Here is a 23,973-nt window from a genome sequence, read left to right as displayed (position 1 = left end):
GGGGCTGTATCACAGATACAGCCCCTTATTATTGTATAGAAAAACTTATCTATGGTCTGTTCAGGTAGGCAGTATACATCCATACCAGTTTTTCCTGCGCACGGATATAGTCGCTCATCAGGGCATTGGTACCTTCATCATTAGCTTCTGCAGAAGCATCTAACAGGTCTCTTTGCAGAGATATTGTTGTTTTGAAAGAGTCCAGGATAAAAGAGACACATTTCATGCCATCTGTAACATCACTGGTTTCTTTGATCTCAGATACCTTCATGTATTTGCTGTAATTATGCTCAGGGGCATAACCCAGGGTAAGGATTCTTTCTGCAATTTCATCGATTTTCAGGATCAGATCATTATACAGTTCCTCAAACTTAATATGCAGTTCGAAAAATTTTTCTCCTTTTACATTCCAGTGAAATCCTCTTACATTCTGATAAAAAATAGAATAATTGGCCAGCAAGATATTCAGGTCAGAGGCTAATTGCTCTGCGTGCTTACTGTCCAGTCCAATGGCATTCCTGATGGCTTTGCTTGTGCTTTTCATAACATATAAATTTAAAGGTGAGTAATTGCTTTGTAACGCTACTGCTAAATTAAGGTATGAACTCTTAAAGAAAACACATTTACCGGGCCGTTACGGTCTTTATTGTATCCCGGATTAATGATAAACTGGTATGCACCGGAAAGATATACATGATGTTTGAGCAGGGAGGCAGAGTAGTATACTTCTGTAAGTTTCTCCCAGCCATAATGTAATTTACCATCACCCAGCATAAAGCCGAGGCCACCGGCATTCAGGTAATCAATATGATCTCTGGATAGTCCTGAAGTTACAAATGCCAGACCTGCATGATCATCGTCCCGGTGCCAGCAATTACCCTCTAAAGAGAGCCCTCCGCTGATAGAGTGATCGACTTCGGTGAAGGCCCAGGTCTCATTATGTCCGTCATTCCAGCTCGCGCGAACGAAGCATCCTAATACCGGGCTCAGCTCCTGAGCAGCATTAATGCCAAAGCCGAATTTATTGCGGACAGGGCCGCGGCTGGCAATAATATCCGGGTTTACCGGATTCATATCAATGCTCTCCCGGTAATTGCCCATAGCAGCATTATTATAGAATCCCAGTACACTGACAGAGCCTTCACGATGAGCGAGGGTATAATGACGGGTATACTCCAGTGTCTGGCTGTGAGAGTTACGAACATTCCAGTTCATCACATTACCGTTGGCCGTTTGTGGCAATAAGGAGAACCCATAGCGAAGCTCATTCTTCGGGCTTACATATTCCAGTACCACACTCGGTGTATATCCTCTGGTATTGGCTGCATAATCCCAGGCGGCATTATCCATCAGGCCCCAGCACAGGAATTGTGTGCGTGGGTCGTGGCTATACGGATTGGCATCAAAGAAATCGGCTACGCCGATCTTGCCGACCGTAAAAGACAGGTACCGCTCCGGTACATATCCCGCAAGCTGGTTCTGGTCTGCTTCCTGCCATACCCTCTTATCGGATAATGGAATCTGCTGCTGAAAAAACAGGCGTGCCAGGTATACTTTAGGAGAAGGGTCTCCTACACGGAAGGTCTCTCCATTAGTAGCATCCCCTAGACCCAGTACAGAACTCAGTCCCGCCCCTCCTGCAATTTCAGGATTGACATACAGGCTGGCATGTGGCCATAGCTTTGCGCCGAGGTATAATGTTGAGGTAAGTGAAGTGCCGCTTTCCTTATCCGTTTTAAGGCTGTTGGTGCCGGAGTAAGGGGCATTAAAGGCAGGTTTGAACTGCGATACAACGGTCGTTTGTCCGTGTACAGAGAAGGTCTCAGCCTGGTGAAGGCTGCTGTCTTGTTGGGCGACAGCAGCCACAGGCAATAATATTGAAGATAAGAACAGGCTTTTCATCATTCAGAATGTTTAGCCGTGAATAAATGTATTCTCTTATTGAATACCTAATAATTCCACTTCGAAGATCAGGGTAGAGTTAGGACCGATATCGCTACCTACCTGACGGTCACCGTATGCAAGATGCGGTGGAATGAAGAAGCGAAATTTGCTGCCAACTTTCATCAGTTGCACACCCTCAGTCCAGCCGGTGATTACACGGTTCAGCGGGAATGTAGCCGGTTGGCCACGTTGTACCGAACTGTCAAAGATATTACCGTTCAGCAATGTGCCGTGGTAGTGACAAGTCACGCTTTGAGATGCAGTTGGCTGTGCACCATCGCCCTCTTTAAGGATCTCATATTGCAGACCGCTCTCCAGTGCTACAATATTTTCCTTCGTTTTGTTCTGTTCCAGGAAGTCCATTCCTTCTTTCAGGTTAGCTTCCGCTTTGTCTTTATTTCGTTGAAATAAGATATCTGAGATACCCATAATATGATGTTTTAAATAGTAAAAATAAAAAATTAACCGGCTACTATAGTAGAGATGTGTACACAAACTTCTACCGCTTTAGCCATATCCTGTACACTGCAGTACTCTTCTTTAGAGTGAATACCCATTTCTCCGGTAAAGATATTCGGACAAGGTAAACCCATGAAGGACAGGCGGGAACCATCGGTACCACCACGAATGCTGATGCGCTGAGGGTTCAGTCCAGCCTGCAGGTATGCCTTCTCCGCAATATCCATTACTTCCGGTCTGGTATCCAGGATTTCTTTCATGTTGCGGTACTGCTCTTTCACCGTAAACTCATAACGGGCACCAGGCCATTGAGCCACAACATCTTTCAGGATATTTTCCAGGCGTTCTTCGTATACGTGCAGTAATTCTGTTTTATGATCGCGGATGATGAATTGCAGGGTAGTGATCTCTGCGGCACCTGAAATATGGATCGGGTGCACAAAGCCCTCGCTGCCTTCAGTCATTTCAGGACTCCAGCTATCTTTAGGTAAGGCATCCATAAACTGACCTGCAATTTTCAGGGCATTTACCAGTTTGCCTTTGGCATAACCAGGGTGTGCACTTACACCATGAATGCGAATCGTAACCCCGTCAGCAGAAAAGCTTTCGCCCTCCAGGTGTCCGCGCTCACCACCATCCAGTGTGTAACCGAAGTCTGCACCCAGTTTGTTCATATCCACAGCATTTACACCGCGACCGATTTCCTCGTCAGGTGTAAACAGGATACGGATTTTACCATGCTTTACTTCAGGATGCTTCATCAGGTATTCAGCAAGGTCCATAATTACGGCCACACCGGCTTTATCATCTGCGCCTAATAAGGTAAGGCCAGAAGCGGTAATAATATCGTCCCCGATTCTTTCGCTCAGGTAAGGGTGTTTTTTAGTAGAGATTACAATACTGTTATCATCCGGCAGTACGATATCCGATCCGTCCCATTTCTGGTGCAGGATAGGCTTTACGTTAGTGCCGCTACAGTCAGGGGCAGTATCAACGTGTGCACAAAAGCACAGTACCGGTACGTCCTGTTCAATATTGGATGGGATGGTCGCATACACATATCCGTGCTCATCCAGTTCAGCATCAGTAATGCCCAGCTCATGCAGTTCAGTAACCAGCATGCGGCTCAGGTCTTTTTGATTTTCGCTGGAAGGTTGTGTTTCAGAAAACGGATTGCTTTGCGTTTCCACTTGTACATAGCGCATCAGGCGCTCAGCAACAGTATGCTGGTAATTGTTGATCATAAATTATGTTATTGTTCAGCGATTATTTTGCAGTAATGGTTCCTTTCATCATTCCGAAATGTCCCGGAAAGCTACATAAGAAAGGATAGTCACCCGGTTCGGTAATAGTAAATTTAATTTCGGTCTGTTCGCCACCACCAATGAGTTGAGTGTGTGCAATTACCTTGTCCGCCAGTTCTTTAGGAACATAATCTTCCGCTTTTGCATTTACAGCTGCATTCCCAAAATCAGAAGTAGAAGAGCCCGGTTTCAGGATCACCACATTATGGCCCATAATGTTCTTGTCTGACTGTCCTGTATGTTTCAGGGTCAGTGTGATCTGTTGTCCTACAGGAACAGTGAAGTCCTTTTGGCTGAAACGCATATCATCTCCGGCAGCAAGGTCAATGCCGGTAACCGGCTTGTCGTCGGCAACCATACTCCCGGCCTGTTCCTGGCTTTGAGTAGCATGGTCATCATGATTTTGTGCGTCCTGATTTCCGCCACAGGATGCAAGCCAGAAGCTGCTTATGGCGGTTAAGGTAATGGCTATTTTTTTCATGTCAAAAACGTGAATTGTTAATCAGGCAAAAGTAATCCATTATTTAGTAAGGGCAACGTTAAATTGCCGGAATTACCGGTATATATTTTGACTAATTTTTATATTTGCAGCAATGACTTTTTCAACCTGGAACGATTTTGTTCACCGACTCAGAGAACGCCTTTCGATAAGCCTTCCCGGCTTTACTGCACAACAAAGAATGCTGCCCGAATCCCGTAAGGGAGATCCTGTTGAAGCAGCAGCAGATGCCCGCCAGAGCGGGGTGCTGATCCTGTTGTATCCGGAGAACGGGCAGGTACACCTGGTACTGATCGAGCGCACTAATGACGGAGGAGCACATAGCGGGCAGATTGCGCTACCGGGAGGTAAAAAGGAAACATTTGACAATAGTATATACGATACTGCACTGCGCGAGGCCCGTGAGGAAGTAAGCCTGGACAGTGCAGCGGTTGAAATAATCGGGCGCCTGTCTCCGTTATATATAAGAGTCAGCAATTTTGAAGTACATCCTGTAGTGGCTATTGCAACAGGCCGGCCGGAGCTGGAAGGTTCTGCATTTGAAGTAGCCAGGATACTGGAACCGGCACTTTCCGAAATCTTTGACGCGCAATCGGAGGCAAAGGTGTATTCCAACACCAATCCTCAGCTATTCTGGAAAGCACCGGTATATATGTTGCCGGAAGAGACAATTGTCTGGGGAGCAACCGCGATGATTTTGTCGGAACTTGAGGTCATATTAAAAGAAATTTTTGACTAATTTTTGACCACTTTAGGAGCTGGTTTGGTTCAAAGAGTAATATTTGTAAATACTTAACTTATTTTGTTTCAGTCTTTTAGTAATTTTAGATATTGTAATACTATGTTTTTGTGCTTTTCTTTACATAAATTTTAGCAAATATTTTATATTAATTTTTAATTTAATTGATATATATTTGCAAGCAATTTTAAAAAACTACACTTCAGCAAGTGAAAGAGAAAACACTACCTATTAGTGCACATTGACTTCAATTAAATTAAATATACAACATGGAACAATTACTTGCCCCAACGGTAAATCGTAAAGAAGAAATCGCTGAAGAACAGACAAAGTTGGACTATATTGCCGTGAAGAGCGCCGCAATGACTTTGAGAGCAATCAATCACAAACTGCGTCAACAGATCATCAAGTTATTGGAGGAGCATAAGCGTATGAATGTTACAGACATATATGTTAAGCTGCGTTTGGAGCAGTCTGTAGCTTCTCAACATTTAGCGATTTTGCGCAGAGCAAATGTTGTAATGACAGAACGTGACGGGAAATTCATTCATTATGTATTGAATCCTAACCGTATTGCAGCAGTTGCAAAGTTTGTACAGGATTTAGTAGCAACTGACGAAAAGAGATAAAAATTGTTTTTATTGATGTAAAAAAGACTGGACCAGGCGGTTCGGTCTTTTTTGATTTATAACCTTTTATAAAAATAAAGCATAGGTCTATTGCGTTTTCCAATAGGAGAGAACGGGGTTTCCCAGATAATATGTACCTTTAACCGCATATAAACCATGAAAGCAGGGATAATAAAATTACAGACAGTGTTGCTTGGTATAGCCGGGGCTTCGGCCATATGGCTTATGGCCTGCGAGAAATATACCGATCCGGTGAAGCCGGATGTAGATCTTCCCAATCATTACTGTAATGATCCAATAGCGGCCAATTATAACCGTGGCTTTCCGGGCATACCCGACAGTACCGTCTGCGAGTACGCAACGGAGTATTTTGAAGGCACATGGGAGTGGGTAGACTCTATATTTGACAAGGACATGGCCTTCCAGCAGCGACAGGTGCGCAACCTGGTGTTCTCCCCTGCAAGTCTTACTACAGATACTTTTCGTATGCGGCTTACAGTATCAGGCTTTTGCGATAACAGTACTTTGCTGAAGGTAACTGCAAATAAATATGCATTGGCTGTGACCGATACACTGATTCCGAATGTGTACGGAGGTCAGATTTCCTGCAACAGTACCGATACCGTAAGCGGATACTTTAGACGTACCAGCGATACCCTGATCGCCTCAATGAATATTTTGCTTACAGAAAACAAGCCTGCCGGCGTATTTTACCACAAAGGCAAGGCTGTCAAACAATAATTTTATCAGATCATATGTTTACCGGCATTATTAAAGACCAGGGCGAAATTATTTCCATTCAGCCCGAAGGAACCAATATACATATTACCGTACAATCAGCATTAACCAGCCAGCTGGCTATAGATCAGTCCGTAGCGCATGATGGTGTATGCCTGACTGTAGTGTCGATTGATGGTGACCGTTATGTGGTTACTGCAATTGATGAAACCTTACAGAAGACAAATCTTAAAGACTGGGTAGCAGGACGTAAAGTAAACCTGGAACTGGCCCTTCGCCTGGGTGACAGACTGGATGGCCATTTCGTACAGGGGCATGTAGATGCTACGGGTGTGTGTACTGCCAAAGAAGATGGAGAGGGTAGTCATATCTTCACCTTTGAGTTTCCTGCAACTTTTGCAGCCCTGATGATTGAAAAAGGGTCAATCTGTATCAATGGAGTAAGCCTCACCTCATTTAGTGTTACCGATTCAGGGTTTCAGGTAGCCATTATCCCATACACATATGAGCATACAGGATTTCAGTACCTGCAGCCCGGCGACCGTGTGAACCTGGAATTTGATATTCTGGGAAAATACTTCTTAAGAAAAACACATATTGAGGGCGCGTTTAATGCGTAGCACCAATAAATAAACTGCTGGCGATAATGCCTAATACAATTATAGAAATAAGCATGTACAGTTTATTGCGCTCCAGCCAGTAACCATACAAGGCAAATACTACACGCAATACGGGGGTGATCAGTAGAATGAGCACTCCCAATGCGATTATACTCAGGGCATCTCCACTGAACAGCCCGTTTTTCAATGCCGAAAATGAAAAGTTTTCCGGTGTTGCAGGTAACGTTCCCGGTTCAAATTGTGCACCACTATTGCCTGCCAGGAAGATCAGCAATCCCACTACAGTAATACCGAATGACAGCCATACGCCAATGCGTAAAGTGTTGCCAACCAGTTGTTGAATATCTTTTTTTGTATTCTGAGACATAAGATTTCTTTAATGAGAACGGTGACTGAAGTTGCCTGCATAACCATTGTATATCATATATACAGCCAGTATGCCTACGACAATAGCAAATATGCGTTTGAGCAGCTGCACATTAATATGAATCAGTACTTTGGATCCGATCAGTGATCCCAGGATCACCCCTATCACAACCGGTGCCGCAATACTGGGTACCACATATCCTCCAGCAAAATAAATAATGCTGCTCGCCGCGGCAGTCACCCCGATCATAAAATTGCTGGTAGTAGTAGATACCTTGAAGGGCAGGCGCATGATATTATCCATAGCCAGCACTTTAAATACACCACCGCCTACACCCAGCAGACCCGATAAAAATCCGGCCAGGGCCATGATGGAGAACCCCCCGAAAACATTTCTGGAACTATAGGATTCTTCCTTACCGTTATGAGGGAAGGTGCCATATAGCTGCAGTTTGTCAGCATAAGAGCCCGGAACGAAAGGTTCCCGATGATCTGGTTTTTTCTGTGCGCTTAAGACTGCAGTAACGATCAGCACCGCACCAAATATAATACCGATAATATCCACCGGCAGGTCTACCAGGATCACCAGTACCGCACCCAGGATCGCACCCAGTGTGGTCGCAATCTCCAGAAACATACCGATACGCATATTGGTAATGCCCTCTTTTACATAAGCAGAGGCAGCGCCGCTGGAGGTGCCGATCACAGAGATCAGCGAAGCAGCTACCGCATATTTCATTGGAACACCGAGTCCTAAAGTAAGTAATGGAACAATCACAATACCGCCACCAAGGCCGGTCAGTGCCCCGATGAAGCCGGCGAAGATCGCACCGAACAACAGGATCAGGGAAAAGGAAATTTCATTCATCCCTGCAAATGTAGGATGTTTTCTATAACCCAATTGTTTAAGGAATAATAAATTAAGGCAGGAAATTAGTAGAAGGTTATGGCACAGGATCGTAGCCATGTCCGCCCCAGGGATGGCAGCGGCCTATTCGTTTCAGGGCCATCCAGCCACCTTTAAGTGCGCCATATTTTTTAACCGCCTCCAGCCCGTATTGAGAACAGGTGGGGGTATAGCGGCAATTAGCTCCAAGCCAGGGAGAGAGTAGTTTCTGGTACATTTTTATAATGCCCAGTACAATTTTAGCTGGTATGCTCATTTGTTTGAACGCATTTTTTACGAAGTGTGGCGATTGCCTTTTGTACACTTTTATAAATATCTGCGTGCACAGGCATGTCCTTACCTGTAAAGATAAAGAAAAGATGGATCTGTTGATCGGGCAGTAATGCCGGAGCCAGATCATGTTTCTGCACCCTCCAGGATTCCCGTATCAATCGCTTGATCCGGTTGCGCTGTACAGCCAGTTTCATCTTCTTTTTGGGCACACTAAAGCCCGCGAGAGACGGAGTGGAAGCCGTTTCCCGGGGAGTGATGCAATAAATTACCCTTAATGGATAAACGGAAAACGCTTCTCCGGTCTGGAAAAGCGTTTCAATCTGTTTACGTAATTTTAACCGTTCCGTTGAAGGTAATGTAAAGCGCTGAATATTAGAGCTTTCCATCAACAAAATGAGAACTGATCTTATTTTAAACGTCTTTCGTCAGAAACAGTTAATTTTTTACGTCCTTTTTTACGACGTGATGCTAATACTTTACGGCCATTTGCAGTCTCCATGCGTTTACGGAAACCATGCACATTCTTACGGCGACGACGAGACGGTTGGAAAGTACGTTTCATATTATAATTTTTACTTTAATTTTTTACAAATAGTTACAGCCTTAGGCAGGTGCCTTTTAAGGGACTGCAAAGGTAAAGGCATTTTTTATAATATCAAAATAAATTTTATGCCCTTTCCGGTATTTTATCGGAAAGCAGCAAAAATAGTGCATTTCGGCCGATTGTAAAAGAAAAGGAATTGATCTCCTTTTAAAATAGTCCCTATATATTTGCATTATGCAATGGAATGCCATATACGGACAAGATAAAGCTAAGCAAGGACTGCTCAATTACTACCAATCAGAGCACCTGCCCCATGCGATCATGATTCTTGGAAAAGAGGGTACAGGCGGTCTGGCCCTGGCCCTGGCCCTGGCCCGTTATCTTTTGTGCGAAGAGAAAGCTGCAGACGGTACCGCATGCAGCGTTTGTCCGGCTTGTCTGAAGACAGAGAACCTGGTACATCCCGATCTGCACCTTACATTCCCCTCCGTTCCCATGAAGGCCGGAGAGAAAGCAATGAGTAAAAATAATATTTCTGAGTTTAGGAAGTTCGTTCATGAAAACCCCTACGGTAGTGTATTTGACTGGTTACAGTTTGTGGGTGCCACGAGCAACCAGAAGGGTAACATATCAGCAGAGGAATGTCGTCAGATGATCGAAACCCTTAGTCTGAAAGCATCTGAGGGTGCCTATAAGATACAGGTAATCTGGCGTCCGGAGTACCTGGGTAAGGAAGGTAATATATTATTGAAACTGATCGAAGAGCCGCCACCAAATACGGTGTTCCTGCTGGTGGCCGAAAGTACAGACGGTGTACTGGATACTATTTTGTCCCGTACGCAACTGGTGCGGTTACAACCCTTAGGGGCTGAAGCGGTACAATCCATACTCATGCAGCATTACAGTATCTCGGAGCGGGATGCAGCCCAGGCAGCACAGATTGCTGAGGGTAATGTCGCACAGGGATTGGGTGTATTGCAACAAAGTGAAAAGGATTTGCTTGAATTATTAAAGCAATGGTTCAACGGGGTCTTTACCTTTAACGGGTTGTTGATCGGTAAATGGGTAGAGCTGATGGATAAGACCAGTAAGGTACAGCAGAAAAACTTTCTTTTGTTTGCACAGCAATTGCTGGCACATGCTTTCCGTATACAACTCATTCCCGGCTATCAGCCACCTTTACCGGAAGATGAGCTGCAGTTTGTGAGAAGGCTCTCTACCCGTAATTTCAGTGCAGATACGATCAGCAGTATGGATGAGTCGATCAGCAAAGCCATCTACCATATAGAGCGCAACGCCAATGCAAAAATTGTATTGCTGCACCTTTCAGTATCCTTACAATACACACTGAAAGGCACAACATTAAAAGCACTGTAAAAATCAGATAATCATATCAGCGATACGGCCGAGGTATTGGGTGTCGGTTTCGTCAAAAGTATTGAGGTGCTCACTGTCGATATCCAGTATCGCCCACACCGCTCCATTGCGACGCAAAGGCACTACAATCTCTGACTGAGACAGGCTGCTGCAAGCTATATGTCCCTCAAACTGGGTTACATCCGGTACCACAACTGTTTCGTTCCGCTTCCAGGCAGTACCGCAAACGCCCTTACCGAAAGGGATACGGGTACAGGCCAGCGGCCCCTGGAAGGGTCCCAGTACCAGGTTGTTAGCTGCGGTATCGACCAGGTAAAACCCGATCCAGAACCAGGGGAACTGTTCGCGCAATACCGCACAGATATTCGCCATATTGGCGATTGCATTGCTTTCCGCCATACATAAGGCCTCAATCTGTGCCAGCACATATTCATATTGTTCTGTCTTCGTGCCCTCAAAGGGTATAAAATCTTCTGCCAATGTGTTCTTTTAAAATTGTCTAACTTTGCAAATCTAAACAATTTCAGTGCAATGGCTAAAGAACCTTCTCTTCTGGCTGCAGTTGCGGGTATGAAATGCCCTAATTGCAGAAAAGGAAAAATGTTTTCCAATAAATCTGTTTTTCCTTTTAAAAAGATGTTGGATATGCCGGAGCGCTGCGCTGAATGTGGGCAAAAGATGGAAATTGAGCCTGGCTTTTATTATGGAACGGGTTATGTGAGTTATGGCTTGTCTATCGCCCTTACCGTTTTTAACCTGGTATGGTTCCTGATCTTTATTGGTATCGATTTCAGAGATAACAGCCTGTTCTGGTTTATAGGAGTCGATGTTGTCATCGTATTATTACTACAGCCCTGGATTATGCGATACTCCCGTGTGGTGTACCTGAGTATGTTTGTAAAATATGGTTCTTACGATAAAAACGATGACCAGCACATACCTCCGGCTGATGTGCCGCAACAGGAAATACAAACTTCATAAATAAACGGGCGGCTGATTCAGTTGCCCGTTTTAATTTTAATATGCTTAACGTATATCGCCGGCTAAGTCCGCAAGATATACATACCTTTGCAGGATATATTTTCAAATCAATAATGCAACATTTCGATATAGATAAAGTAAGAAAAGACTTCCCGATACTGGCAGAAACAGTATACGGAAAACCTTTGGTATACCTTGATAACGGAGCCACCACGCAGAAGCCGCAGGCAGTGATCGATGCGCTGGTCACCTATTACAGCAGCTATAACAGTAATGTACACCGTGGGGTGCACTTCCTGAGTCAGAAGGCTACTGATGCAGAAGAGGCGGCGCGCAGAGGCGTGCAGCAATTTATCAATGCAGCGAAAGAAGAAGAAATTATTTTCACAAAAGGCACTACCGACAGCATTAACCTGGTCGCTTTTTCTTTTGCCAAGCGATATATACAGCCCGGCGATGAGATCATCATTTCCGAAATGGAGCATCACTCCAATATAGTACCCTGGCAAATGGCCTGTGAAGAAAGAGGTGCTGTACTGAAAGTATGGCGTATGGATGAGAACGGTACACTGCCCCTGGCGGAACTGGATAATCTACTTTCAGAAAAAACAAAGATACTGGCAGTAACCTGGGTGAGCAATACCCTGGGCACCGTCAATCCTATAGCCGAGATCGTAGCAAAGGCCCATGCGGCAAATGTTCCGGTAATGGTAGATGCCGCACAGGCTATACAGCACGTACCTGTTGATGTGCAAGCGCTGGATATTGATTTCCTGGTGTTCTCCGGACATAAAATATATGGACCAACCGGTATCGGTATCCTGTATGGTAAATCAGCCTGGCTGAGCGATATGCCTCCTTATCAGGGTGGTGGTTCCATGATCAAAACCGTAAGTTTCGACGGAACAACTTATGCCGATCTGCCCTTCCGTTTCGAGGCCGGTACCCCAAATGTATCCGGTGCTATAGGCCTGCATGCCGCCTTGCAGTACGTACAAGCTATAGGACTGGATAAGATTGCAGCGTATGAGCATGAATTGCTGCAGTATGCAGAAGCGCAATTGCTTACGGTTCCCGGTCTGCGTTTTATCGGCACTGCCCCTGAAAAGTCAGCCACACACTCTTTCCTGATCGGCAACCTGCATCCTTTTGATGTAGGAGAACTGCTGGATAAGCAAGGCATTGCGGTACGTACCGGTCACCACTGTTGTCAGCCGATTATGGATAAATTCGGTATACCCGGTACGGTAAGAGCATCCTTCTCTTTCTATAATACCAAAGCAGAGGTTGATGCCCTGGTAGCGGGGCTGCATAAGGCTGTAGCCATGTTGTCGTAAAAAAATATTGTCAAGAATTTTGGTGGAATAAAAAAAGGATATTACCTTTGCCACCCAATTGGCGGGGTAGCTCAGATGGTTAGAGCGCAGGATTCATAACCCTGAGGTCACGGGTTCAACTCCCGTCTCCGCTACAAGTAAACAAACATTAATGTTCTTCATTATTGTTTCTACTTAAAGACCGGATAGGGAAGTAGCGCAGTCCGGTAGCGCACCTGGTTTGGGACCAGGGGGTCGCAGGTTCGAACCCTGTCTTCCCTACACATCAAAGAGCAAGCAGCAATGCTTGCTCTTTTTTATTAGTACATTTCGACAATCATATTCTATACTAGTCAGCAATAGTTCTATTAATTAGTAGCCTTTTGTAGGGTACGAATAATATTTAGTTGTCTTGTGTCATATTGTAATATACATATGTAGCAGGCACATTATGTTTCTTCAAAATATCTATCAGGCAGTCAGGAATCAGATAAGTACTATTGTGTTTCATAAGCGATAGTGCATAAGAGCAGTCAGTATATTGGTATGCGTCAATATCAATCCGAAATCTCCTTTTTATTTCATCTTTTGGAACATTAGATTGGATGACATTGCCTTTTTTATTCAGGATATTTACAAGGCCATTTCTATATGTTATTATTCTTGTAGGTTTATGCTTATTAAACCCCTTTTGACCTGTTTCTATAATTGAGTAATCTCTATCAACAAATATATAGTCATATGCTAACGGTAGAACAAATGAGTTACTGCGTATATTATAAAGTCTCATTTTCCCTTTGTCAAAAATTATAGCCCAATCAGTTTCAAACAAATGGCTAACTTTTTTATATTGAATAGGGATTTGAATGTTACCCTTGTAATCAATCAATCCCATTTTGCCATCAAGCATTACATAATGCCCTTCCGGGCCATATTCTACCCATGTTGTAATGCCGTCATATATGCATGGAAATATTTCTTTCATCGTAACTTTTATGTTACCCAACGAATCAATTTCCTGAGCCGTGCTCACTTTCCCGAATTTATCATTTTGAACAACTATATAGTTTCGTTCAGGGTTATTATCATGATTATCCCATGCATAAGCAATATAGTCATACTGGCAGGGTATTAATTGTTGGTTATCTTCATTAACGACACCCCATTTGCCATCTTTTTTTACAAAAAAGTTCCCAAGATGTTCACAATTAATATCCTCATATTCGAAGGATAGTACTATTTCTCCTGACCATTCGACCAGCCCCACCCTGGAGTCCTTTTGGGCAATGCAATAGTCCTCATCATCCCGGATAATAGTAAAATTCTCAACTACCTTTACTCCGTTTCTATCCAGACGCCAACTGTTGCCATCTTTAGTTACTAAATAATAATTAGCCTGTAGTATAGTGATATTATCATATACTACACTGTCAAGCCAGTTGCCTAAAGTGTCTAAAATGTAATATTTGTCATTTTTTTTAGCCCAGAACGTAGGGGAATTTTGTTCATGAAAATAGTATTTGGCTGGATAATTTGATATAGTATCAAACACAACAGGCTGTATTAATTTTAATTGATGATTTAACAAGCCATATTTATTGTTTTGCTTTACGATCATTAATCCTCCTGTACTCATAGGCGAAATCCATTGGTATGTTTTCCAGGGTATCGCATATTCCATTTTTTCATTAAGGACAGCAAATTGTGTATCATGCTCAACTACCGTTAGCCCTTTGTAAAACCATCGGTAATCTTTTTTACCCCACTCAGATGGGTCATAAGAAGCTAGATTGGCCGGATACATTTTGTCAAAAATGAAGGGTGTTAAAGCAGTACCCTTAAGGTCGAAAAAAGCCCATTTATTATTTTTCTTTATCCACACAACCTGATCATGTGGGAAGTTGGTCTCAATTGTCTGAAACGAATCATTTTTACCAATAACCTCATTCCCTGAAGCATCTGCAAGTATTTGTCCGGCTCTTCTACTTTTTACAGTCATTCCATTACTGGTTTGTGAAAATGAAAGATGTATACTTTGTGTCAATACATAAATCAGGGTAAGCGCCCATTTTATGTACATGTATTGGGAATGGCTATTTTTCATTACGAGTAATATTGTACTGCTAAAGATGGGTAAATATATACAAAAACAGTAAAGATGAATGCCGTTTTGATGTCACTCAAATTCTGGTTCAAAAAGTTCGAATTGTACACTTTTTAGTATTAATAAACGAAAACAGTTCTGTAGCCTTGCCTTACTATTTCGGTCTGTTCTTAATCAATGTTGATAGATATAAACATGTGTTTACAGTAAGGTTCGTATATTTATGTAAGAATCTTAAAAATATAAAATGATGCCCGTTATCAATCCGCACATTAACTTCAACGGAAATGCAGAAGAAGCATTTACCTTTTACCAATCCGTATTTGGTGGAGCATTCGCAAAGGTTATACGCCTAAAAGATATAGCAAGCGCTGCATTCCCCGTAGCAGAAAAAGATGAACATAAAATCATGCATATTGCTTTGCCTATCGGTAAAAACAATATGTTGATGGGAAATGATGTCCCGGAATTTATGGGAAAGGTGAATGAAAATGAAAATAGAAGTAAAATTGCTGTAAGTGCGGAAAGTAAAGAAGAGGCTGATCATATATTTAACGGACTTTCTGCAGGCGGAGCCGTAGAAATGCCTATTGAAGATAGCCCCTGGGGCACCTATTTTGGTATGTTCAGAGACAAATATGGCATTGAGTGGATGGTGGAATTTGATCCAACAAATAACGGAAACGTATAATTAAACACAGCAAAAACATAGACAGCATAACTATATAAAAAGGCCCGCTCACAGAACGGGCCTTTTTATATAGTTGGCAGTACTAATCCGAAATTTGTTTATTCCTTAATCACTTTTTCCACGATCACGTAATCTTCACCGGCGTATTGCACGCGGACTTTTACATAGTAAACGCCCGAAGCAAGATGAGCAAAGTTTACCACCTGTTTTTTGCTGCTTGCAGCTTTTTCATTTTGTAGTACCTGGCCGAGCATGTTCATCAGCTGTACTTCTTTTACATCACCTTTATGTACTTCAACAGTCAGGCTGTTCTGTACAGGATTAGGGTAGAAGGTCAAACCTAAATCCATAGCGACTTTCGGAATGCTATTCGTTGACGTAACAATTACCTGGTTAGACTGATAAGTCGGAGCAGTGAAACAACCCTCTACATGCAGTACAGCATACACTGTATCAGGAACAGCTGTTGCCGTTCGGGTATAGGTATTGTTCGGGCTTTGCTGTTGCAGCAATAATTGATTGTTTACATACCAGTCTAAACGATACACACTTGTTCCGGATACCGCAGCAGTATATACAACAGGCGAACCCTGAGGTGCATTGCTTGCAGGGCTAGCGGTAACATTAATAGCAGCCGTAATAAGGGCTTCCACATCTGCGGTAATTGCATTGCTGAGTACCGGGCTTGTTGTGCTCAGGCAAGGAGCATTGCTGGTCAGTTCGCAAGTAATGATATCACCATCATTTGGCGTATAATCAAAAGTCACACCGCCACTACCCGTATTATTACCATTTACTTTCCATTGGTACACCGGAGTTGTTCCTCCATTGGTTGGAGTAGCCGTAAAGGTTACCTGCGCACCGGCACAGGAAGTAGGATTGTTGCTTGCAATAACCACAGCTGGTGTAACGGTTGGGGTTACGTGCATGATAACGGCATTGCTGGTATCTGCAGTCGGATTAAAACAATCGCTATTGGTCAGGATACAGGTTACCGTATCTCCGTCTGCCGGAGTATAGCTGTAAGTGGCTCCTGTAGCCATATTCGTACCATTCACCCGCCATTGATAAACAGGATTGGCACCCTGGTTGCTTATCGTAGCCGTATAGTTTACACTGCTGCCGGAACAAATATTATTAGCACTCTCTGTAATGCTGATCGTTGGTGTCGGGCAGGGTTGAAAGTTGCTGCCATGCGCATAGAAAGTAGAAAGGCTGTTAAAGCTGTTCACCGTAATACTCACTTTCCAGTATCCATTCTGGAAGCTTACAGAGTCCGGTGTCAGTATTGAAGAACTGCTGCCCAGGCCACTGAGACTGGTCAGTTTGGAGAAATATAAATTACCTAATGTCTGCGCAGATGGGTTCACCGAGATTTGCTGTGCTGCGGGGGCGGATACATTGTAAGCGACCCAGTCTGCAGGACTGAAATAAAAGCTCAGGGCTACATTGCCTGTTGGTGCCGTAGCGGCGTTCAGCGTAAAGCTCCTGCCCACATGCCATGGTCCATTGGTGCCTGCCTGTTGCGGAGCCCCTGCGGTAAGGCTAACAGTAGTATTGCCCAGGATATTGCTCAAGGATTTGATCGTTGCCAGTCTGCCACAGCTGCCGTTATTGGCGATCACCGGAAAGTTGCTGCCGGCACCGAAAAAACGGGAACCACTTGCCGTGGTATTGGCTGGTATTGTACCGGGATTCACCACTACAACTGCACTGCTACTCGTGTCTGCACAAGCGCCGTGGGCCAGTGCCACACGATAAGACCCGGCCTCACTTAACGTAGCCGCAGAAAGATTAAAAGAGTTGCTGAAGGAATTATTCGCCACCGGACTGCCGTTGTGCAGCCACTGGTAGGTTTGCGCATTGGGGCTCTGCATTTCTAAATTCACAATAGCACCTTCACATACTGTAAAGCCGACAGGCTGTAGCGATACGGTTATAGCAGGATCAATCACGACAGGGCCTGCACTATTCAGGCTCACAGAACCTGAAGACACTACACGGATCTGGTAATTGCCACCCGCACTGGTACCTGCAGGGATCGTCGCGGTTATAGGCGACGCTATGCCGCTGCCGATGACTACTGGTGCGGTAAAGCTGCCTGATGCATCGGAACGTTCAACAGTATATGTAGTGGTCGTTGTCGCATTGGTATTGAAAGATACCTGGAACGTATTCGCTCCTGCATTACAGAAAGAGGAATCGCTGGTCGCCACATTAGTGATCTGTGTGGTAGGGGCAATTGTGGTACCGGTGATGAGGATATTGTCGAAACGGGAATTACCGGCAGGGGCTACCTGAGTGCCTGGTGATACACTGTTCAAAGAGGTCGTAGATATTCTGATGTATGCAGTCGCTACATTGTTTAACGCTGCAGGCAGCGTAAAGCTTTTGTGAAATCCGGATAAGTAAGTTGCGGCTGTCCAGTCGCCGTTTACAGAAGCCGTTTGCTGGAAGCTTCCTGCAGGCAGATCGGTGAAATTAGTGCCGTCTGTACTGTAAGACACTTTAAAGTCGAGCGGCCCGTTACCACTGGCGCTGCCCTGTTCAAAGCCAAGCTGGATGCTGGATTTACCCACAGTACTTACCTGGAATTGTATGTAATCTCCGACAGTGGTCCAGCGGTTAAGGTTTAACGATTTGCCCGTACCATTGCCCGCATTGGCATAGGTAGCCGCGTAGGCTCCGTTTTGGTGTAAGCTGGTCAGGTTACCATTACCTTGTTCCGGGGTGATGGGACCGTATGCATTGGGTGGGCTGATTAATTGTTGTCCCGAACGACTTTCAAAAGTCCAGAATGCAAGCGTATCGGTCTGGGCCATGGCCAGATAAGGGCTTGCACTGATTAATATGAAGAGTAAAAATTTATAGTATTTGAACATTGTTTTATTATTTAGAAATTACTGTACTTAAATACGCTCAATAGAGAAAAATGTAAAGGGATATTTTTTATATAAAAAGATTACACAACCTCTATAAAAGAGGTTGTGTAATCCGTTAAAACAATATGGTTTCGGAGTAACTTATTGCTTAGTGAATTTCACTGTTTTGATTAAAGTATTGTTAGCAGCGCTGCGTACCTGAGCCATATAGGTTCCGGCAGCCAGGCGGCTTACATCAACCGATGTAGTATTCGCTGCATTGATCAGTTGCTTGCCTTCGATGCTGAAGATGTTTACGTTTACTGCTTCCTGAGCTACAATGTTCAGTACATTGGTAGCCGGATTAGGATAAACATTGATCTCATTGTTTAACTGGATCATTACTTTCTTAGACAGATAAGCAGCAGAACCGGTAGCCGTGATGTCGATAGCATTAACCTGTAAGGTACCGCCATTCGCAATCGGGCCGTAACCGTAGATCGCAAATTCAACCTGGTTTGTATTAACCAGACCAGTCAGGAAAGACATGTCAGGGTGTGATAATACAGTTGAACTGTAACCACAATCATCAGCCTGTACGCTTAACTCACCACCATCGTACCAGAAGCTACCATCTAAGTTATAGGCCAGACGGGCTTTGGAGATACCAGAGTTAGAACGACGCAATGTAGCGTAGAAACCAGTGATATCGATAGGAGTTGCGCTTCCGATATTTAACATGAATGATACGTGAGGTCCTAAGTCAGAGTACGTCATCAGACCGTCTTTTTTCAGACCGCTTAAACCACCGTTGGTACATTTCTGAGCAGTATCGAAACCTACATTTGCTAATGGAGTAACAGTATAACCGCTTGCTGCGTTTACGTTAGTGCTGTTACCGTTTTTACCGATGTACGCTGCAATGGTGTTAGGGTAAACCACATTGATCGTATCTCTGCTGCGTGCAGTACATCCGTTAGTTGTTTTGCTGTAAGTAAATACGGCATCGCCAGGGATGTGTGGGGTTGCCGCACCGCTGATGCTGTCGATAGAGGCTACGCTGGTATCGTTGCTGCTCCATCTGCCACCGCTAACCGGTGCAGTGATCGTAACCGGTGTACCGATATACAGGAAGTCAGGAGCAGTAAATGAACCCAGGCTACCTGTGCTGTTTACGTTCACTGTATCTGCAGGAGAGAATGCAGATAAACCAGAAGCAGAACAAATAGTTTTTACACGGTAGTAGTTAATTGCAGGAGCGACACCGGCAACGAGCGTACCAGTGTTGTAGGTAGCATTTGTAGCACCGGAGATATCAGTGAAGTTAACGTTGTCAGTAGATTTCTGCCATTGGTAAGAAATGCCAACACCAGCAACACCAGCAAAGTTTAACCAGCGAGAACCGGTATCACAGATGTTCACTACAGAAGGCGTAACAGATCCTGCAGCTGGTGTACCCGCACAAGGAGTGGAATTAGTGATTGTACCATATACCTCCAGGCTGTTCAGCTGGAATGTTCCATATTTGGTAGAAGTATTATACGGGAACACGGCTACTTCTAAAGTACCGGTGATACCATTCACTGTTGGGTTTGCGCCATTCAGTGTGAAATCCCATACATTAGAGTTTGCACCACAGCTACCGCCTCTGCTTTGTACCACATCACGGTTTTCATCGATCCATGGACCACCGTTAACACGGTAAGCAATACGTGCTTTTTGTGCAGAAGAATCAGACTCGCGTGTTTTAGCAGAAATGCGGGTAATGTTTAATGCTTTACCGGCATCAGGTGTCAGTACATAAGAAATGTACGGACCTGTAGCGCTGTTATACGCCGTTACAGAAGGCAGGATATTCAGCCCGCTTAAACCACCTGAAGCACATTGGGTAGAAGGCGTGTCTAATGTAGTGAAGTTATGCGCGGTTAAAGTACCTGCAGTCTCACCTGCAATAGTGATTACATTGGTATTGCTACCATTATAACCTGCATACAGTGCCAGGGTATTTGGCCATACTACATTCACATTAGAGGTAGCGGCGTTTTCACAACCAGAAGCCTCAACAGTGTATCTGATTACAGCTGTACCGCCACTAACGGCAGTCACCAGACCAGATGCATTTACAGTAGCTACAGAAGTATTGCTGCTGCTCCATATACCACCAGGAGTGGTATTCGATAAAGAAGTTGTCTGGCCGATTAACAGCGGAGTGCTGCTGCCACCTGAAATCGGGTTAACCGAAGGAAGTGGATTAACGGTTACCTGCTGGGCATTAGAATTGGCCGATAAACCAGAACCGGTACAGGTAGTTACTGCACGGTAATAAGTTGTGGACGACACAAAGCCTTTGTAGGTAAGACCAGTAGCACCTGAGATATTAGTCCAGCTGCTGGTACCATTAGGAGAAGATTGCCATTGGTAGCTGATGCTGGTACCGCTTGCTCCGCCGGACAGGGTAAATAATACAGAATCTGAACCACAAACAGCAGTCTTGTTACTGCTTGCTGTACCGGCTACAGGTGTACCGGAACAACCAGTTGTGTTGGTACCGTCGAATACCCCATTGGAAGGCACGCGGTTCGTACCGCCAGCGGCAGACGCGTTGGCCATTTTCAGTTTGATCTGCAGGGTAGCCTTGTTATCACAGGCTGAAGGAAGTGTAAAAGTTTTTAATGCACAGCTTGTATTTACAGTGTAACTATCCACCAAAACATCGCTCGCACCAATGTTGTAATAAACATAACCTTTAGTAGGTCCGGTGCCTGATGAAGTGGTATTGAAACTCATAGTGATGCCGGTGAATCCGGTTGTGTTCAGCGAGTACGTCCAGTATCCGTTGTTGGAGGTCCAGCCGCTTGCAAAAAAACCATTTACGCAAGAGGAGGTGGCAGTGGTAGTCTGTGTACAGCTTACTGTACTGTTGATGAGCGTCGCTGAGGCCGTCAGGGCAGAAGTCAGCATCATGAATGCTGCTCCGGCAATAACTTTCAGTTTGGACAGGCGTGCACCTATCGTTCGGGTTTCGGCAGTGTTTTTTGAGGACACTGAGGGAGATTTTGCAATCAATCCCGTGTTTGAGTTCATCATTTTGGGAAATGTTTTAGGTATTGCAAAAATTGACTATATATGTTACGTGCTCGTTAATATCAGGTGAACTAAAAATTAACTCAATGATTTATGAATTAAAATGCAGTGCTGGTAAGGCTATAAATTTTTTAGAGGAAGGACGGTGCATTTTTGTTGAATTTTCATTTTGCGGCTTTGCAGAAGGGTCTCCAGTCATGTATAAATTATCTTTTTTTAGTTTATAAAAGCTTTTCTGGTATTGGATTTTGTAGTGTTTATGTTGGTGGGATTATGAATCAGAAAAGAGCACATTTATTGAACGAATCAGCATTATGTATAAAAGCAGAAGTAAATAATACTTATAAAAGTGATTTAATAAAACATAATATAAAGAACATATTCGGTTAATACAGGACGGCTACTTTAGCGGGCAACTATATTGTGAATTTTTTATAATGAATTTTATGAAATATATAATGTTTGTCTTTTTTCTGATTTTTTCCTGCCTGGGAACAATGATTCAGGCACAGATACCACTGACCAGTAATACCTGGAGCGGTTATGCTGATGCCTACCCGCATGGTAATTTTACGGCGGTGCCCACCGGTTCAGGAGTCGTGTTTTCTCAGTGGAGGAGGTATAATAACAGCACGTATCAGAGTGCCACAGACGGGTACAATTCCGAGAACCTTAACGGCAACCCGGTCGGGTATATAGCAGCCTATATCAAAACAGATCCGAATACATCTTTAAACCTGACCCAGGTCTCACTTGTTGCCCGAAGGAGCACGACCGGACCTACCTATTTCAGAGCATATTGCTACTTTCCGACCACAGGTGTACTCAGCCTGATGGGCGTGGGGTATCTGAACAGCACCAATAATGAAACGGTTACTTTTCCGACCAATTATTGTATCCCGGCGAATGATAGTGTGGAGATCAGGCTGGTGATGGGAGGTGCAACCAGTACCGGAGGCACTTTCAGGGTGGTGAACGGTACTTCTGTTTCCGGTACCACCAATTCCTCCTGCAATGTGCAGAGTGTTGTAATCAATCCACCGGCTACCGTTTGTATCGGTGAGGATGCCGTGATTTCCTTAGCCACTGCACCGGGCACCTCAATCGTGTACAATGTCAACAACCAGAATATACTGGGTCAGTTAATACTGGATACAGTGGTCACCAGCAGTTCCGGTAATGCTGCTATAACACTGCACAATGTTACCGGAGATTCCACTCTAAAGATCATCAGTGCCTTTAAAAATCCTTGCTGCGCGGTGAATATCATACAGGAGGTCTTTATCACACCCCATCCTATAGACACACCTTTGTTTAGCCAGCTGGGACCATATTGCAGTGGTTCTGCTATTACCTTACCCGCAACTTCTGCTAACGGTATTAATGGTGCCTGGAGTCCGGCTATTAATAATACCGCAACGACCACTTATACCTTCACGCCCGCAGCCGGACAGTGTGCGATCGGAGGACAGTCTATGACGATACAGATCAGTCCTGCACTGACCGGAACAGAAACCGCGACGATCTGCTATGGTCAGTCTTATACCTTTAACGGTGTTACATATACTACAAACAACAACACTGCCACAGATACATTTCCCGGAACCGGTGGTTGTGACAGCATCGTAACATTAAACCTGACGGTGCTCAATCAGGCACAACCTTTGGTGGTTAACCTAGAGGCCTGCAAAGAGCTTAGTTATAACAATCAAGTATATACAGAAAGTACTGTACTGCATGATACCTTACACTCCGTGTTGGGCTGTGACAGTATTTACCGGGAAACGAGGATTGTTATTCATAATAATAATGCGACCCTGGTTCAGATCGATACCGCTGGCTGTGATGCAGTCTGGGTAAATGGTGTACGATATACAGCATCGGCTATTGTGACCGATACTTTTTATAATATTTTAGGTTGCGATAGTCTGTATCAGCAATATAATATAACCGTGAACAGGTTCAATATGCAGTATACTCTGGAGCCAGAGGAGCCTTACGAGAGCGAACCTTTTCTGATCAAAGTCACTGATGCATTTGAGGGCGATTTTGAAGTGCTTGGCTGGTATCCCGAAGACCTGTTTGTATCACCCTTTGTAAGGCAACAATCCTTATCGTTAAGCCAGGATCAGGAGATAAAAGTTCTGGCGCGCTCACTGGCAGGTTGTGATGATAGTGTGCTTATTCCGGTTAAGCTAAGAGCCTATAGCAAAGAGGTGATAGTACCGAATGCATTTACGCCAAACGGTGATGGAAGAAATGATGTATTTGTGCCGAAACTGAGGCTGGATCGTGCATACAGCACTTCCGAATTCAGGGTGTATAACCGGTACGGGCAAGTCGTTCACTCCACTGCCAATATGAACAGTGGCTGGGATGGTACCTCAAGTGTAAACGGAAAACAACTGGATCAGGGGGTGTACTGGTACAGTATTTCCATTATATTTTTAGATGGCACGGTGAAGAAATTTACGGGAGAAGTTACTTTAATACGCTAGAAGAGTGCGGACAAACCCTTTTGAATCAATAAGACAAAA

At 44.2% G+C, this 23,973-nt stretch carries 23 protein-coding genes and 2 tRNA genes; 11 read left to right on the top strand and 14 right to left on the bottom strand.

Annotation, left to right across the window (positions count from 1 at the left end; genetic code table 11):
- Positions 1 to 49 precede the first annotated feature (49 nt).
- From FTD44_RS04565 to azu, 5 genes are read right to left on the bottom strand one after another with little or no spacing between them, the layout of a single operon-like run.
- Positions 50 to 544, bottom strand: a complete 495-nt coding sequence (locus FTD44_RS04565; RefSeq protein WP_129022165.1) for a Dps family protein — start codon at positions 542 to 544, stop codon at positions 50 to 52.
- 44 nt (positions 545 to 588) lie between these two features.
- Positions 589 to 1,905, bottom strand: coding sequence for a carbohydrate porin (locus FTD44_RS04560; protein ID WP_222165355.1), 1,317 nt, complete (start codon positions 1,903 to 1,905; stop codon positions 589 to 591).
- A 33-nt stretch (positions 1,906 to 1,938) separates the two neighbouring features.
- Complete coding sequence (locus tag FTD44_RS04555) at positions 1,939 to 2,373, bottom strand: FKBP-type peptidyl-prolyl cis-trans isomerase (protein ID WP_222165354.1); 435 nt, start codon at positions 2,371 to 2,373, stop codon at positions 1,939 to 1,941.
- 32 nt (positions 2,374 to 2,405) lie between these two features.
- On the bottom strand, positions 2,406 to 3,647 hold the full coding sequence (gene pepT, locus FTD44_RS04550; protein ID WP_222165353.1) for a peptidase T: 1,242 nt from the start codon (positions 3,645 to 3,647) through the stop codon (positions 2,406 to 2,408).
- Between the two features lie 22 nt (positions 3,648 to 3,669).
- Positions 3,670 to 4,188, bottom strand: a complete 519-nt coding sequence (gene azu, locus FTD44_RS04545) for an azurin (protein ID WP_222165352.1) — start codon at positions 4,186 to 4,188, stop codon at positions 3,670 to 3,672.
- A gap of 112 nt (positions 4,189 to 4,300) precedes the next feature.
- Between azu and FTD44_RS04540 the strand changes: the two genes are divergently transcribed.
- The 4 genes from FTD44_RS04540 to FTD44_RS04525 all read left to right on the top strand — a co-directional run bounded on the left by FTD44_RS04540 (position 4,301) and on the right by FTD44_RS04525 (position 6,932).
- Positions 4,301 to 4,945, top strand: a complete 645-nt coding sequence (locus tag FTD44_RS04540; RefSeq protein WP_222165351.1) for an NUDIX hydrolase — start codon at positions 4,301 to 4,303, stop codon at positions 4,943 to 4,945.
- A gap of 269 nt (positions 4,946 to 5,214) precedes the next feature.
- Positions 5,215 to 5,574 carry an ArsR/SmtB family transcription factor gene (locus FTD44_RS04535; protein ID WP_129022171.1) on the top strand — a complete coding sequence of 120 codons (360 nt, stop codon included), beginning with the start codon at positions 5,215 to 5,217 and terminating at the stop codon, positions 5,572 to 5,574.
- Positions 5,575 to 5,730: 156 nt separating this feature from the next.
- Positions 5,731 to 6,315: a hypothetical protein gene (locus tag FTD44_RS04530; RefSeq protein ID WP_129022172.1), complete on the top strand. Its 585-nt coding sequence runs from the start codon at positions 5,731 to 5,733 to the stop codon at positions 6,313 to 6,315.
- A 14-nt stretch (positions 6,316 to 6,329) separates the two neighbouring features.
- The gene (locus FTD44_RS04525; protein ID WP_222165350.1) at positions 6,330 to 6,932 is read left to right on the top strand and encodes a riboflavin synthase; all 603 of its coding nucleotides are present in this window, start codon (positions 6,330 to 6,332) and stop codon (positions 6,930 to 6,932) included.
- Here FTD44_RS04525 and FTD44_RS04520 read toward each other — a convergent pair.
- From FTD44_RS04520 to rpmH, 5 genes are all read right to left on the bottom strand, one after another.
- Complete coding sequence (locus FTD44_RS04520) at positions 6,922 to 7,299, bottom strand: DUF1634 domain-containing protein (RefSeq protein ID WP_222165349.1); 378 nt, start codon at positions 7,297 to 7,299, stop codon at positions 6,922 to 6,924. The genes FTD44_RS04525 and FTD44_RS04520 overlap by 11 nt on opposite strands.
- A 9-nt stretch (positions 7,300 to 7,308) precedes the next feature.
- Complete coding sequence (locus FTD44_RS04515; protein ID WP_129022175.1) at positions 7,309 to 8,166, bottom strand: sulfite exporter TauE/SafE family protein; 858 nt, start codon at positions 8,164 to 8,166, stop codon at positions 7,309 to 7,311.
- Positions 8,167 to 8,242: 76 nt separating this feature from the next.
- Positions 8,243 to 8,461 carry a membrane protein insertion efficiency factor YidD gene (gene yidD, locus FTD44_RS04510; protein ID WP_129022176.1) on the bottom strand — a complete coding sequence of 73 codons (219 nt, stop codon included), beginning with the start codon at positions 8,459 to 8,461 and terminating at the stop codon, positions 8,243 to 8,245.
- Positions 8,445 to 8,864, bottom strand: a complete 420-nt coding sequence (gene rnpA / locus FTD44_RS04505) for a ribonuclease P protein component (protein WP_222165348.1) — start codon at positions 8,862 to 8,864, stop codon at positions 8,445 to 8,447. The genes yidD and rnpA overlap by 17 nt, the downstream gene beginning before the upstream one ends.
- 20 nt (positions 8,865 to 8,884) lie before the next feature.
- Complete coding sequence (gene rpmH / locus FTD44_RS04500) at positions 8,885 to 9,040, bottom strand: 50S ribosomal protein L34 (protein ID WP_129022178.1); 156 nt, start codon at positions 9,038 to 9,040, stop codon at positions 8,885 to 8,887.
- Between the two features lie 216 nt (positions 9,041 to 9,256).
- Between rpmH and FTD44_RS04495 the strand changes: the two genes are divergently transcribed.
- Positions 9,257 to 10,399: a DNA polymerase III subunit gene (locus FTD44_RS04495; RefSeq protein WP_222165347.1), complete on the top strand. Its 1,143-nt coding sequence runs from the start codon at positions 9,257 to 9,259 to the stop codon at positions 10,397 to 10,399.
- Between the two features lie 3 nt (positions 10,400 to 10,402).
- Here FTD44_RS04495 and FTD44_RS04490 read toward each other — a convergent pair whose 3' ends face one another.
- Positions 10,403 to 10,879 (bottom strand): GAF domain-containing protein, encoded by a 477-nt coding sequence (locus FTD44_RS04490; protein ID WP_129022180.1) that lies wholly within the window; start codon positions 10,877 to 10,879, stop codon positions 10,403 to 10,405.
- A gap of 51 nt (positions 10,880 to 10,930) precedes the next feature.
- Here FTD44_RS04490 and FTD44_RS04485 point away from each other — a divergent pair, with 51 nt between their 5' ends.
- From FTD44_RS04485 to FTD44_RS04470, 4 genes are all read left to right on the top strand, one after another.
- Complete coding sequence (locus FTD44_RS04485; RefSeq protein WP_222165346.1) at positions 10,931 to 11,380, top strand: DUF983 domain-containing protein; 450 nt, start codon at positions 10,931 to 10,933, stop codon at positions 11,378 to 11,380.
- Positions 11,381 to 11,493: 113 nt separating this feature from the next.
- Entirely contained in the window at positions 11,494 to 12,717 is a 1,224-nt protein-coding gene (locus tag FTD44_RS04480) for an aminotransferase class V-fold PLP-dependent enzyme (RefSeq protein ID WP_222165345.1), read from the top strand.
- Between the two features lie 60 nt (positions 12,718 to 12,777).
- Positions 12,778 to 12,851, top strand: a tRNA-Met gene (locus FTD44_RS04475).
- Positions 12,852 to 12,904: 53 nt separating this feature from the next.
- Positions 12,905 to 12,978 (top strand) — tRNA-Pro (locus FTD44_RS04470).
- A gap of 121 nt (positions 12,979 to 13,099) precedes the next feature.
- Here the strand turns inward: FTD44_RS04470 and FTD44_RS04465 are convergent.
- The gene (locus FTD44_RS04465) at positions 13,100 to 14,800 is read right to left on the bottom strand and encodes a WG repeat-containing protein (RefSeq protein ID WP_222165344.1); all 1,701 of its coding nucleotides are present in this window, start codon (positions 14,798 to 14,800) and stop codon (positions 13,100 to 13,102) included.
- A gap of 250 nt (positions 14,801 to 15,050) precedes the next feature.
- On the opposite strand from FTD44_RS04465, the gene FTD44_RS04460 reads away from it, so the two are divergent.
- Entirely contained in the window at positions 15,051 to 15,491 is a 441-nt protein-coding gene (locus tag FTD44_RS04460; protein ID WP_222165343.1) for a VOC family protein, read from the top strand.
- A gap of 98 nt (positions 15,492 to 15,589) precedes the next feature.
- Here FTD44_RS04460 and FTD44_RS04455 read toward each other — a convergent pair whose 3' ends face one another.
- Positions 15,590 to 18,373 (bottom strand): T9SS type A sorting domain-containing protein, encoded by a 2,784-nt coding sequence (locus FTD44_RS04455; protein WP_222165342.1) that lies wholly within the window; start codon positions 18,371 to 18,373, stop codon positions 15,590 to 15,592.
- 141 nt (positions 18,374 to 18,514) lie between these two features.
- Positions 18,515 to 21,439, bottom strand: coding sequence for a T9SS type A sorting domain-containing protein (locus FTD44_RS04450; RefSeq protein WP_222165341.1), 2,925 nt, complete (start codon positions 21,437 to 21,439; stop codon positions 18,515 to 18,517).
- Positions 21,440 to 21,882: 443 nt separating this feature from the next.
- Here FTD44_RS04450 and FTD44_RS04445 point away from each other — a divergent pair, with 443 nt between their 5' ends.
- On the top strand, positions 21,883 to 23,934 hold the full coding sequence (locus FTD44_RS04445) for a gliding motility-associated C-terminal domain-containing protein (protein ID WP_222165340.1): 2,052 nt from the start codon (positions 21,883 to 21,885) through the stop codon (positions 23,932 to 23,934).
- Positions 23,935 to 23,973 lie beyond the last annotated feature (39 nt).

This window comes from Edaphocola aurantiacus, assembly GCF_019797745.1.
Classification (GTDB): domain Bacteria; phylum Bacteroidota; class Bacteroidia; order Chitinophagales; family Chitinophagaceae; genus Edaphocola; species Edaphocola aurantiacus.
This window is presented reverse-complemented; position numbering and strand designations above follow the sequence as displayed.